General features: G+C 68.2%; 11 protein-coding genes. 9 read left to right on the top strand and 2 right to left on the bottom strand.

Features of this window, described 5'->3' with window-relative positions; translation table 11 throughout:
* Nucleotides 1-101 precede the first annotated feature (101 nt).
* Nucleotides 102-395: a WhiB family transcriptional regulator gene (locus tag J3476_RS22385; RefSeq protein ID WP_152514878.1), complete on the bottom strand. Its 294-nt coding sequence runs from the start codon at nt 393-395 to the stop codon at nt 102-104.
* Between the two features lie 367 nt (nt 396-762).
* On the opposite strand from J3476_RS22385, the gene J3476_RS22380 reads away from it, so the two are divergent.
* Nucleotides 763-1,503, top strand: coding sequence for a helix-turn-helix transcriptional regulator (locus J3476_RS22380; RefSeq protein WP_207068543.1), 741 nt, complete (start codon nt 763-765; stop codon nt 1,501-1,503).
* Nucleotides 1,504-1,515: 12 nt separating this feature from the next.
* Here J3476_RS22380 and J3476_RS22375 read toward each other — a convergent pair whose 3' ends face one another.
* Nucleotides 1,516-2,799 carry a MinD/ParA family protein gene (locus J3476_RS22375; protein ID WP_207068542.1) on the bottom strand — a complete coding sequence of 428 codons (1,284 nt, stop codon included), beginning with the start codon at nt 2,797-2,799 and terminating at the stop codon, nt 1,516-1,518.
* Nucleotides 2,800-3,148: 349 nt separating this feature from the next.
* Here J3476_RS22375 and J3476_RS22370 point away from each other — a divergent pair, with 349 nt between their 5' ends.
* From J3476_RS22370 to eccCb, 8 genes are read left to right on the top strand one after another with little or no spacing between them, the layout of a single operon-like run.
* The gene (locus tag J3476_RS22370) at nt 3,149-4,258 is read left to right on the top strand and encodes an EspA/EspE family type VII secretion system effector (protein ID WP_207068541.1); all 1,110 of its coding nucleotides are present in this window, start codon (nt 3,149-3,151) and stop codon (nt 4,256-4,258) included.
* Between the two features lie 17 nt (nt 4,259-4,275).
* Entirely contained in the window at nt 4,276-4,596 is a 321-nt protein-coding gene (locus J3476_RS22365; RefSeq protein ID WP_207068540.1) for a type VII secretion target, read from the top strand.
* A complete protein-coding gene (locus tag J3476_RS22360) occupies nt 4,596-5,477 on the top strand; it encodes an ESX secretion-associated protein EspG (protein ID WP_207068539.1) in 882 nt (293 codons plus the stop codon). The genes J3476_RS22365 and J3476_RS22360 overlap by 1 nt, the downstream gene beginning before the upstream one ends.
* 15 nt (nt 5,478-5,492) lie before the next feature.
* Nucleotides 5,493-6,053 (top strand): hypothetical protein, encoded by a 561-nt coding sequence (locus J3476_RS22355; protein ID WP_207068538.1) that lies wholly within the window; start codon nt 5,493-5,495, stop codon nt 6,051-6,053.
* Nucleotides 6,050-7,771, top strand: coding sequence for a type VII secretion AAA-ATPase EccA (eccA, locus tag J3476_RS22350; RefSeq protein ID WP_207068537.1), 1,722 nt, complete (start codon nt 6,050-6,052; stop codon nt 7,769-7,771). The genes J3476_RS22355 and eccA overlap by 4 nt, the downstream gene beginning before the upstream one ends.
* A 3-nt stretch (nt 7,772-7,774) precedes the next feature.
* Nucleotides 7,775-9,247 carry a type VII secretion protein EccB gene (eccB, locus tag J3476_RS22345; RefSeq protein WP_207068536.1) on the top strand — a complete coding sequence of 491 codons (1,473 nt, stop codon included), beginning with the start codon at nt 7,775-7,777 and terminating at the stop codon, nt 9,245-9,247.
* Nucleotides 9,244-11,469, top strand: a complete 2,226-nt coding sequence (gene eccCa, locus J3476_RS22340; protein ID WP_207068535.1) for a type VII secretion protein EccCa — start codon at nt 9,244-9,246, stop codon at nt 11,467-11,469. The genes eccB and eccCa overlap by 4 nt, the downstream gene beginning before the upstream one ends.
* A complete protein-coding gene (gene eccCb, locus J3476_RS22335) occupies nt 11,466-13,247 on the top strand; it encodes a type VII secretion protein EccCb (RefSeq protein ID WP_207068534.1) in 1,782 nt (593 codons plus the stop codon). Before eccCa ends, eccCb begins: the two co-directional genes overlap by 4 nt.
* Nucleotides 13,248-13,352: the final 105 nt, after the last annotated feature.

The following is a 13,352-nucleotide window of genomic DNA, read 5'->3' as shown; positions in this document are numbered from 1 at the left end:
CCCGGCACCGTCGGACGGTGTAACCACGCGGTACGGCGCGCTATTCCACCGGACCCGTGCGCTGCCGGACCCCTCGTTCCCGGCAGCGGGCGGGCGCGGCATCAGGCGATGTCGGCGTAGTAGACGCGCCGCTCGCGGACCGGGTAGCCGTTGCGCTCGGCGAGTGACTTGAGCTGGCGAAGGGCAAAGGTGCGGCCACGACCGGCCTCGGGAACGTAGATGCCGGCCCACAGGCCTTCGGCGCGGGGCAACTCGCAGGCATCCCGGGCGCACAGCCAGCGGCGCGGGCACGACCGGCACAGCGCCTTTGCCTCGTCGTCGGCCGTCGTGGTCCACCTTTCCGGATCGCGGGTGCAGACGCCGACCGGTGTCTCGTCGAAGGGATTGGCGGTCATCGGCTTGCTCCTCACGTGCGCTGGGCGGCGCTGTCGCCGCGGTGAAGTGAAACTATCGCACAAAACCGTAGCAACGCAACAGTTAGATCGAGTGGAAGCGCAGCGGCCGCTGTGGCGCTCACGCATGGCAGCGCCACCCAGCGATTCAAATACCTGCGATCAACTGCTAAAACATCTAGACACGTCGCGTCGAGAACGGTCTCGGCGCGTCACCAGAAACGAACCGTGAAACCAGGTCGGCGCGGTACTCGAGGTGTAGCTTTGACATGGAAACGTCGCCGAATGAAGCACCAAGTCGTAGCGGGTTGCGTAGCGATCGCTACGATGAATTCCGCCGATCCCAGCCCGATCCGGAGGACGCCGGTAGATGACCACCCCCGAGCCGGTCGATCAGTCGACCGGCGCTCCGGATCCCGGGATGGTCCGGGCGGGGGCTGCCGCGGCGGCCCGGCGCCGTGAGCTGAACATCAGCCAGCGCAGCCTGGCCAGCAGCGGCATCATCAACGCCGGGGCGTTGATCGCCTTCGAGAAGGGCCGAAGTTGGCCTCGTGAACGGACGCGGGCAAAGCTCGAAGAGGTGCTGAAGTGGCCGCCCGGAACGATCACCCGACTGCGTCGCGGCGAGGTGTTACGGCCCGTATCGCGACCCGAGACCGCATCTGCAGCCTCCGACGGGGACGAGGTGTCGCTGCTCGCACAGGCGGTCGTCGCCGCGGTCGGGGGCTTCGGCTCAACCGTCGCCTCGCTCCCACCGGTCGAGGACCCGGCATTCACCCCCCGGGTCACCGCGATCCTGTCCGATCTGCGTCAACTCGAAGCAGTGGCCGCGCGCGCCGCACGCATCGGCAGGGTCACCCCGGCGTTGATCAAGGCGCTCGGTACGGTGCGTCGGCTCTACGACGACGTGATGTTGAGGGCGGCCACCGCGCCGCAGGCCACCCTCGGGCAGCGGCTCTACGCCGCCCGACGCGAAGCCAACCTGACGGTGGATGAGACCGCCCAAGCCGCGGGCGTCGACGGGGCGGCGATCCAGCAGGCGGAGTCAGAACTGCCCGTCCCCGCCGCCGACGCCGAGGCCATCGAAGCGCTCGTCGCACAGCTCAGGTGAGCTCGGTTCGGCTCAGCGCCGGTCGCGGGTGCGGTCGTCCTGGCGGGGGAAGTGCTCGGCCAGCGCTGCGCACACTTCGAGCAAGCGCGTGCGGGTGGGCCGCGACATCTCCGCGGTCCCGTCGATCACCCCGCCGGGGCGCAGGTGACCGTCGAACGGCACCTCGATGACCCGTTGGCCCTGACTCGAGAATTGCTGAGCCAACGTCGATTTGGTGCGCTTGTCGGCGTGACCGTCGGAGTCGTTGAGCACCACGACGGTGCGGCGCAGCAGTCCGGTCATCCCGCGCGCGGACAACCAGTCCAGTGTCTGGCCGGCCGCGGCGGCACCGTCCACCCATGGCGACGACACCACCACCAGCGCATCCAGGTCGCGCAGCACTTCCTGCGTGACCGGTGAATCCATCGTCGAGCTGCAGTCGATGACCGAGATCGAGAAATGGCGGTCCAGGCGGGCCGCGGCTTCCCGGTAGATGGCCGGGTCGAGCACTCGCCGACGGGCCGGCGTGGCCTCCCCGGCAAGAACGAACAGACCGGCGGCGTTGCTGCCGACGCGGTGACGGATGTCGGCGAACGTCTCCAGATGTTGATCGGCGGTCAGTTCCCAGAACGAGGTTTGTACCCGAGGGTCGACCCGACTGCCGAGCTTGCCGAATGCGGTGTCGGCGTCGACGGCGATGACGCGGTCGTCCTGACGGAGCTCCGCGAGCACCGAGCCGATGCTCGCCGAGACGGTGGTCTTGCCGACCCCGCCCTTGCCCATCACACCGACTTTGAAATGCCCGCGCAGTGGGCCCCGGATCATTTTCTCCAGCTCCGCGATCCGGCGTTCCTCGGGGGAGGGCCCGAGGTTGACCAGGCCGAACGTGGCGGTGTACAGAGCCCGTCGCCAACCCCGGCCCGGCGTGGGTTTGCGGGTCGGAACGACACCGTCGGCGCGGATCAGCTCGGCATAGGAGTTGGTTTGTGGTGGTGCGGGGGGCTGCGGCGCGCCACCGAACATCGGCGCCGGCTGCCCGGGCTGGATCGGCCGGGTGGGCGGGGTCCAAGCCTGTGGACCCGGTGCGGAGCCCCACCCGCCCGGACGTGCGGGCGGCGCGCCGTACACCGGCTGCCGAAACGAGTTGCCGGGGCGCTCGGCCTCGAACGGGTGCGGGTGAGTGCCGGCGGGGGGCCGAGGGGGCACGGGTTGCCGCGGCGGCGACGCCGGTTCCTGGTGCGACGCCGGCTCGGCATCGGGGTCCCCGGGTCCGGTCCAGCCCGGCTCGTTCCGCAATGTCTCATCGCGGTCGGTCACAGCACGTCTCCTCCAGGTTGGTCGGTCGCCGAGACTAAGCGAACGCGTACCACGAGCGTCCGCCAGGCTAGCGGGCGACGGATGCGAGCAAATCGACGCGTGGGTCACTGTTCGCAGGACGGCGCGGGACGCGACACCTACCGGCAGCCGCCGCGTCCGACGTCGAGAGGCGGAGATCGCCTGCAGCTACAAAAATTTGCTGACAGCTGAAACAAGCACATCAATGAGTAAGTAGAAGTTGCTGATCGGCGCTGCAGATGGAGGCCGCATCCCCTTCTGGGCAGCGATATTGGCGTCTGGAGGACCCGGGCTCCACTGGTAGTCTGCCCTGGGGAAGGGGAGGTTCAGCATGCGCGGAATCGATGGGGTCGGCAGTTCCGGCAAAGGTACCGGTTCGCCGGTTCTCGAAGCCGGTCTCGACGTCATCGACGGGATGCGCAGAACCACCGGGTCGGGGGAGCCGGAGCGCGGCGAAGCGTTCCGGCGGGGTGCGCAGCGATTCCGAGAGGCCGGCGACCACATCACGGCGGCACAGCCCCAGGACTGGGTGGGTCGAGGCGCTCAGGCGTACGGGCTGGCCAACCGCCGCCACGCTCGCCGCGTCGCCGCGGTCGCGGCACTCGACGATGCCGCGCATGCCGTACTGGCCCGCCAAGCCGAGCAGATCGTCCACCGTCGGCACGTGATCGATGACCAAGCGGATCGCCTGGCCCGCTTCAGCCGCACCTCGCGCGACATCGCCACGACGCCAGGCGTCGGCGCAGCGTTGAAGGCCACGTTCGAGATGGCTGCGGTGGCGACCGCCCTCGACACCTGCCGCGATGCGCTTCACGGGCTGATGCAGCAGGTCAACGACAATGCCGATGAGCTGCGCAGGATCACCGTCGAGTACGCCGTCCTGACCGACGATCCGCCGGGTCCGTCGGACGCGCCGGCGGAGCAGCGCGACCCCGGGCCGGGCGGCCGTGAGGACGAGAATGAGGCCGAGCCGCAGATCGCAGTGCCGGCCGGGTTCGGTGGTGCCGGCGTACCTGCGGCCACGGCTGACGTGGCTGGCCCGGCGCCGGAATCGCATCAACCCGAAGCGATGCCTGCCGAGGCGATGTCCGCGCTGAGCTCCGCGATGGGGGGCGCGGGCGGAATGATCGGCGCACTGGTCGCCCCGGTCGCCGCGGCGCTCGCGGGGGTTGCCGGTGCGGTGACGCAGGCTCTGCCGGTCCTCTCGGACTCCCCGGGGACACTCGGTGACGAAGCTCGCTCCGATGACAAGGCACCTCCCGAAGAGTCGGTGGACGTCGAGGACGAGAAGGCCGAGCACGACGAGACCGACGAGGCCGAGGACCCGGACAGGGCCCCGGCGCCCGCCGAGAATGCCGCCTCGGCCACGGCCACCCCATCCCCACCGCTGCTGCCGCCGACCGTGCCGAGTCCCGCTGCGCCCATCAGGCCGCCGACATGACCGAGCAGGAGACTGTTGTGACCTCCCACCGGCTGCAGGTGACGACGACGCACCTGCGGGCTCTGGGTGACCATCACGCCCGCGCCGCCGGCGCGATCGACGCAGCCGCAGGCTTCACGGCCGACACCGACCGGTCGGTCACGTCCTCGCACGGCCTCATCGCCGCATCGACGGTGCAGGTCATGGAGGTACTCCTGCAGGCCCGGCGGCGGTGCAGCTCCGCGGCGGCCCACGCCGCGCGCGCGGTCAGCGAGGACTTGGCGGTCGTGGCGCAGCGCTACGAGGGGACCGACGAGTCGGCCGGCGTCGACCTCGACCGCCAGATCGGGTCGCCGTGATGGCCAGCCCGTTCATCGGCGACGGGGAACCCACCCACTACGACGATGTCGTCGGCGTCGAGGTGACGATCGACGGAATGCTGGTGATCGCTGACCTGCTGCACCTGGTCGACTTTCCTCTGTCGCTGGGTATCCGGCCCAACATCCCGTACGAAGACCAGCGCAAGATCGTGTGGGACCAGGTCACCCGCGATCTGACCGCGCAGGGGATTCTCACCGCCTTCGGCGATCCGCACCCCGAGGTGGCGGCCATGGTCGACACCCTCAGCAGGCCCGACCGGCTGCTGGACTGCCGGTGGTGGCGCCGCGACGTCGGTGGCAAAATGGTGCGCTTCGTGGTGTGTCGCAAGGGGGATCGGCATGTCGTGGCCGCGCGGGACGAGGACATGCTCGTGCTGCAGCGGGTGGCACCCCAGGTGGGGCTGTCCGCCATGGTGAACGTCGTGATCGGCGACGCCGCCGCCGCCGACGTCGAACCCCTGACGGGGATCGCCACGAAGCTGGCGGAGGTCCGCACCGCAGAACAACTCGCCGGTTACGGCATGCCGCCGTCGTCGGCCCGCATCTATGCCGAAGTGACCGGCAACCCCGACAGCTGGGTGGAGATCACCGCCTCCGAACGTCACCCCGGCGGCACGTTCTCCCCGGCCGGGGTGGCCGCGGGAGTGCTCGACTCGCCGCACGGCAGAATCGTGTCGATTCCGCGGCGGGTGAGCGGCGAGCTCTACGGCAGCTTCCTGCCCGGCACACCCGAGAACTTCCGGCGTGCGCTCGACGGCCTGATGGAGTTCCTGCCGTCCAAGAGCTGGTTCGAGCACAAGGACATGCTCGAACCCGACAATGTCCTCGAAACCGACGCAGACCTGTCGTACCCCGACTGAGAAAGGCGATCCACGGTGGCCCACCTCCCGCCCGGTGATCCCGGGGACGACGGGAATCCCGACGGCGACTTGGCGGCGCTCGACTTCGGCGCCGCCGCAGACGACGACGCTCCTGAGACCGACCTCGGCGTCATCCTCGGGGACTACCCCGGTGACAGCGGCGACATCGACGCGGCGACGGACGACGACCCCATCGCCGCGTTCCCGTCCCCCGGCCTCGGAGACGGGCACGCCGACGATGCCGCCGCACCGCTGTTCACCGTGGGCAACCCTCCCGGCACCGTCACCGTGACGACGTTCCTGGATGGCCGCGTCCACCGGGTGGACCTCGCGCCGGCGACCGCGACGATGGCCGAGTCCGCTCTGGCCGACGAGATCGTCGTCATCGCGGCGCTGGCGACCCAGGATGCCCGGTCGGCCCAGTACACGGTCATGCTAGACGGCATGCGTGAACACGGCCACGACAATGCCGCCACCCGCGACTTCCTCAATCGCGACCTGGATCTGCCCACCCCGGAACAAGCTGCGGCCGCACGGATCGAGCTGTTCACGAACCGCTACGCAGGTGAGGAATGACTGAACATCTGGCCGGTCTCTTCGGTACCGCGGTCGGCATGCTGCCCAGCGCGCCCGCACGCTCGCTCGAGCTGTTCACCGAGATCACCGATGTCGACGACACCGCCTGCGACGCGTGGGTGGGACGCATCCGCTGCGGTGACCGAGATCGGGCGACCATGTTCAGGGCGTGGTTCTCGCGCACCAGTTTCGGCCAGCTCGCGGGCGCCGCCGAGATGTCGATGAACAGCCTGGGCACCAGGGTCCCGATCGGCGGCATGTTCGGTGACATCACCTATCCGGTCAATTCGCCGCTGGCCATCACCATGGGATTCGCGGTGAGCGAGGCCGCCGAGGGTAACTACGCCGACGCGATGGAGGCGATCGAGGACGTCCCCGCGGCCGGCGCCGAACACCTTGTCGCCTGGGTCAAGGCCGTCATCTACGCGGCGGCGCAACGATGGACCGACGTCATCGAGGAGGTGCGCAGCGCCGCGGCCTGGCCGGACAAGTTCCTCGCGGCCGCGGCCGGGGTGGCGCACGGGGTCGCCGCAGCCAACCTGGGCCTGTTCACCGAAGCCGAACGCCGGCTGACGGAGGCCAACGCCTCACCCGCCGGGGAGGCCTGCAACCAGGCGATCGCCTGGTTCCTGGCGATGACCTACCGGAGCCAGGGTAACGAGGAGGGCGCTCTGGCACTGCTGGAATGGCTGCAGGCCAGCCACCCGACGCCTATGGTCACCGCCGCATTGCGCGACCCGGCCTATCGGCTGCAGACCACCACCGCTGAGCAGATCAGCGCGCGACGCGACCCCTGGGATCCTGGCAGCGCCGAAGCCGACACGTCGGTGCGCGATCAACTGCTGGCCGATGCCCAGGCCGAACTTGACCGCCAGATCGGGCTCAGCCGGGTCAAGGAACAGATCGAGCGCTACCGCGCGGCGACACAGATGGCCAAGGTGCGGGCCGCCCGGGGGATGAAGGTCGCGCAGGCGTCCAAGCACATGATCTTCACCGGCCCGCCCGGCACCGGGAAGACCACAATCGCGCGGGTGGTCGCCAACATCCTGGCGGGCCTCGGTGTGATCGCCGAACCCAAACTCGTCGAAACCTCCCGCAAGGACTTCGTCGCCGAATACGAAGGGCAGTCAGCGGTCAAGACCGCCCGCACCATCGACCGGGCCGTGGGCGGCGTGCTGTTCATCGACGAGGCCTACACCCTGGTGCAGGAACGCGACGGCCGTGCCGACCCATTCGGAACCGAGGCGCTGGACACCCTGTTGGCCAGAATGGAGAACGACCGCGACCGGCTGGTGGTGATCATCGCCGGCTACAGCAATGACATCGACCGGCTGCTGGAGACCAACGACGGATTGCGTTCGCGGTTCTCCACCCGCATCGAATTCGACTCGTACTCACCGCAGGAGATCGTCGAGATCGCCGAAGTCATTGCCGCGGGAACGGATTCGAGCCTCAGTGCGGAGGCAGCGACCGCGGTGTTCGAGGCCGCGACGCTGCTGGTTCAGAGCAGCACCAACGGCAAGCCCGCGATCGACGTCGCCGGAAACGGGCGCTACGCCCGCCAGCTGGTCGAGGCCGGTGAGCAGACCCGGGACATGAGACTGGCCCGGTCCGCGGACATCGACAGCCTCGACGTCGCCCAGCTCAGCGAGATCAGCGGGGCGGACATGGCTGCGGCGATCACATCGGTGCACAGCAGACTGAACATCAGCGGGTAGACGATGGCAGGTTTCAGGCTCACCACCAAGGTGCAGGTCAGCGGCTGGCGTTTCCTGCTGCGCCGCGTTGAGCACGCCATCGTGCGACGCGACACCCGCATGTTCGACGACCCGCTGCAGTTCTACAGCCGCGCAGTGAGCGCAGGCATCATCATCGCGGTCCTCATCTGTCTCGGCGCCGCGTTGCTCGCCTACTTCAAACCGCTCGGCAAGCGCGGCGGGGACAGCCTTCTGGTCGACCGCACCACCAATCAGCTCTACGTCGTGCTGCCCGATACCGGCCAGCTGCGTCCCGTCTACAACCTCACCTCGGCGCGACTGATCCTGGGCAACAGCAACAACCCGGTCGCGGTGAAGTCCGAGGAACTCGACAACATGCCAAAGGGGCAACCGCTCGGCATCCCCGGGGCCCCATACGCCACCCCCGTCTCGTCGTCGCCCGTCTCGCAATGGTCGTTGTGTGACACGGTGATCCAACCGGAGACGGTGGCGCCGAGCGTCGACACGTCGGTGCTGATCACACCCCTGGCGCTGGACGGTTCGGTCGGCGCGCTGAGATCCGGGCAGGGCATGCTGGTGTCCTACGAGGGACAGGACTGGCTCATCACCGACACCGGCCGCCACTCGATCGACCTCGCCGACCGGGCGGTCACCTCGGCGGTCGGCATCCCCGTCACGGCGCGTTCGGCACCGATCTCCGAGGGCCTGTTCAATGCTCTATCCGACGCCGGGCCGTGGCGGCTGCCCGCGATCCCGGGCAGTGGCGCACCCAACACCGTCGGGCTACCACCGGAACTGGTCATCGGATCCGTGTTCACCACCGACACCGAATCCGACGAACAGCATTACGTGGTGCTGCCCAATGGCGTCGCCAAGGTCAACGACACCACCGCCGCGGCGCTGCGGGCCACCAACTCCTACGGATTGGTCGCCTCGCCGTCGATGGCACCGAGTGCGGTGGCCGCGATCGTCGAGCAGGTGTACGACTCGCCGCTGCCCGACGCACCGATGGACATCCTTGCGCGCGAGGAACTTCCGGCGCTGTGCTGGACATGGCAGCGTGAGACCGGCGACCAGGCGCCGCAGACGACGGTCATCGCCGGCCGCCACCTGCCGCTACCCGCCGCCGACATGGCCACCGGGATCAAACAGATCAGCGGTGACGCGACCGTGCACATCAGCGGTGGTCAGTACATTCGGCTGCAATCACCGGATCCCCGCTTCGGCGAGAGCCTCTACTACATCGACCCACAAGGCGTCCGCTACGGACTGCCCGACGAGGACACGGCAGCCAAATTAGGGCTGACGTCGCCGCGCACCGCGCCGTGGCAGGTGGTCAGCCTTCTCGTCGACGGCCCGGTGCTGTCCAAAGAGGCTGCACTGATCGAACACGACACATTGCCGCCGAACCCGAACCCGCGCAAGGTCGGAGCAGGGGACGCCCAGCCCGCCGGAAGCAACGGAGGTGGCGGATGACGACCCGCAAGTTCACACCCATCATGAAGCGCGGCCCGAGGCTCAGCCCCGGGGAGATCAACGTGGTCCCGCCCGACGACCTCGGCGTCGACATCCCGCCGTCGGGCATGCAGAAGGCCCTGCCCTGGGTGCTGGGCGGCTGCATGCTCGGCATGATCGCGATCATGATCTTCAGTGGGGTGCGGCAACTCTCGCCGTACATGTTCATGATGCCGCTGATGATGGTGATGGGCGCCGTCGGTCTGGTGGCCAGCGGCGGCAGCGGAGGCAAGAAGGTCCCGGAGATCAATTCCGACCGCAAGGAGTACCTGCGTTATCTCGCCGGACTGCGGACGAGGGTCACGTCGTCGGCGGCGGCGCAGGTGACGTTCTTCAACTATCACGCACCGCATCCCGACGACCTGCTGTCCGTAATCGGCACCCACCGGCAGTGGTCACGGGCGTCCACCGCCGATTTCTATGCGGCGGCTCGAATCGGCATCGGGTCCGAGCCCGCGGTGGACCGCCTGTTGAAGCCTGCGGTCGGCGGCGACTTGGCCGGACCCGCGGGTGCGCCGCAGGCGCACCTCGAGCCCGTCAGCCACATGTGGGTCACAAAATTCTTGCGCACCCACGGCCTGATCCATGACTGCCCGAAACTCGTTCAGCTGCGCACGTTTCCGACGATTGCGATCGGGGGCGACCCCGACGGCGCGGCCGGACTGTTGACGGCGATGATCTGCCACCTGGCGGTGTTCCATCCGCCGGACCTGTTGCAGATCCGGGTGTTGACCGACGATCCGGAGGATTCCCACTGGGCCTGGCTGAAGTGGCTGCCCCACGTGGCACACCAGTCCGACACCGACGCCGCCGGTCACACCCGGATGATCTTCACCCGGCCCGACGGTCTGAGCGACCTGGCCGCTCGTGGCCCGCACACCGCCGACGCCACACCGAACGGCCCCTATGTCGTCGTCATCGACCTGTCCGGCGGCAAAGCGGGCTTCCCCGCCGACGGCCGGGCCGGCGTCACCGTCATCACGCTCGGTAACCATCGCTCGGCCTACCGCATCCGCGTCGACGCCGACGGCACAGCCGACGACCGGCTCCCCAACCAGACCTTCCGGCTGGTGGCCAGCCAGGTCGACACGATGACCGCCGGGCAGGCCCAGCGGGTGGCGCGCAAGCTGGCGGGATGGTCCATCACCGGGACGATCATCGACAAGAGCACCCGGGTGCAGAAGAAGGTCGCCACCGAATGGCACGAGATCGTGGGCGCGCAATCGGTGGAGGAGGTGACCCCCGCGCGCTGGCGAATGTTCACCGACACCGACCGTGACCGGCTCCGAATCCCGTTCGGCCACGAGCTCAAGACCGGCGACGTGATGTACCTCGACATCAAGGAGGGTGCAGAGTTCGGCGCGGGCCCGCACGGCATGCTGATCGGCACCACCGGCTCGGGTAAGTCGGAGTTCCTGCGGACGTTGATCCTGTCGCTGGCCGCCACCCACCACCCCGACCAGATCAATCTGCTGCTGACGGACTTCAAGGGTGGATCGACATTCCTGGGCATGGAGAAGTTGCCGCACACCGCCGCGGTGGTGACCAACATGGAAGAGGAGGCGGAGCTCGTCAGCCGGATGGGCGAGGTGCTCAGCGGCGAACTGGACCGTCGGCAGTCGATCCTGCGCCAGGCCGGCATCCAGGTCGGAGCGGCCGGCGCCCTGTCGGGCGTGGCCGAGTACGAGAAACATCGTGAGCGCGGCGCCGATCTGCCGCCGTTGCCCACACTGTTCGTCGTCGTCGACGAGTTCGCCGAGCTGCTGCAGAACCATCCCGACTTCATCGGGCTGTTCGACCGCATCTGCCGGGTGGGCCGTTCGCTGCGGGTGCACCTGCTGCTGGCCACGCAGTCGCTGAACACCGGCGGCACCCGCATCGACAAGCTCGAGCCGAACCTGACCTATCGCATCGCGCTGCGCACCACGAGCTCCGCGGAATCCAAGGCGGTGATCGGGACGCCCGAGGCGCAATACATCTCGAACAAGGAGAGCGGCGTCGGGTTCCTGCGGGTCGGCATGGAGGATCCGGTGAAGTTCCAGAGCGTCTATACGGGTAACCCGTACGTGCCCGTCGTCGCCGCCGCCGGTGACGACGACGCACCTCGGGCCCAGGCAGACAAGACGCTACGGATCCACCGCTTCACCGCAGCCCCGATCATGGATGCGACGGTGGCGCAATGACGATCGAGTCCGGGCAGAAGGTGCTCCGCGAGGTCGTCCTCGACCAGCTGACCACCGGCGAAAACCATGCGTATCGGATGTGGTTGCCCCCGTTGGCCGATCCAACTCCGGTCAACGAACTGATCGCGCGTGACTACGATCGTCGCCCACTGCGGATCGGTCTGGGAGTCATGGACGAGCCCCGCCGGCACCGCCAAGAAGTCTGGGGTATCGACGTCTCCACCGCCGCGGGCAACATCGCCGTCGGCGGAGCCCCACAGACCGGCAAGTCGACCTTCCTGCAGACGTTCATCCTGTCGGCCTCGGCGTCGCACACCCCGCGGCAGATCCAGTTCTACTGCGTGGACATGGGCGGCGGTGGCCTCATGTACATCGAGGACCTGCCCCACGTCGGCGGTGTCGCCACCCGCGCCGAGCCCGACCGGGTGAACCGCGTGATTGCGGAGGTCAAAGCCGTTCTGCGGCAGCGCGAGCAGACCTTCAAGCAGTTCCGGGTCGGCTCGATGGCCGACTACCGGCAGATGCGCGAAGATCCGGACAACCCGGCGTCGGCGGATCCGTTTGGTGACGTGTTCCTGGTGATCGACGGTTGGCCGGCCTTCGCCGCGGAGTTCACCGACCTGGAAGCCGTCGTGCAGGACATTGCCGGGCAGGGGTTGGCCTACGGTGTGCACACGATGATCTCCACCCCGCGGTGGACGGAGCTCAAGGCGCGGATCCGCGACTACCTGGGCACCAAGGTCGAATTCCGGTTGGGCGATGTCAACGAGACCCAGATCGACCGCATCACCCGCGAGATCCCACTGAACCGGCCGGGGCGCGCGGTGTCCACCGAGAGGTTCCATCTGATGATCGGCGTGCCGCGCCTGGACGGTGTGCACAGCGCCGAGGCGTTGGTGCCGGCGATGGCCGCGGCCGTACAGGAAGTGTCCGCGCGCCACACCATGGAAGCGCCGCCCGTGCGGGTGCTGCCCAGCCGGATCCATCTGCACCAGCTCGATCCGAATCCACCCGGCCCCGAGGCCGATTACCGGACCCGGTGGACAGTGCCGGTGGGGGTGCGTGAATCCGATCTCACCGTGGCGCACAGCCACATGCACACCAGCCCGCACCATCTGATCTTCGGAGCGCCCAAATCCGGGAAAACGACCATCGCTCATGCGCTGGCCCGGGCCATCTGCGCGCGCAACAGTCCAGAACAGGTGCGGTTCATGGTGGCCGACTACCGGTCGGGGCTGCTGGAAGCGGTCCCGGAGACCCATCTGCTGGCGGCCGGCGCCATCAATCGCAACCATGCCACCCTCGAACAGTCGGTCAAGGCGCTGGCGGCGAACCTGACCAAGCGTCTGCCACCGGCGGATCTGACACCGTCACAACTGCGGGCCCGGTCATGGTGGACGGGCCCCGACATCGTGCTGTTGGTCGACGACTGGCACATGATCGTCGCGGCCGGCGGGATGATGTCGCCGATGGCCCCGTTGGCGCCGCTGCTTCCGGCGGCCGCGGACATCGGTCTGCACCTGATCGTGACCTGTCAGATGAGTCAGGCCCACCGGGCCACGATGGACAAGTTCGTCGGCGCTGCCTACGGGGCGGGTACGCCGACGATGTTCCTGTCCGGTGAGAAGCAGGACTTCCCGTCGCGCGAGATCCTGGTCAAGAAACGACCACCTGGCCAGGCGTTTTATGTGACGCCGGATGGTAAGGAAGTGATTCAGGCGGCGTATGTGGATCCGCCCGAAGAAGATGCGTTCGCAGCACCCTCGGACGCCGGTTAGTATGGAATCGCGGTTCATTCCAGCAAACGCTGTTTGACCGGATGGCAATTGGGTCGGGGGACTCCAATCTCACCCACAGATAATTGCTGCTGTTTGCGCAAGTAA

This window comes from Mycobacterium sp. PO1, from assembly GCF_017312405.1.
In the GTDB taxonomy this organism is placed as follows: domain Bacteria; phylum Actinomycetota; class Actinomycetes; order Mycobacteriales; family Mycobacteriaceae; genus Mycobacterium.
Note: the sequence above shows the minus strand (reverse complement) of the source record. Positions and strands in the feature narration are given on the sequence as shown.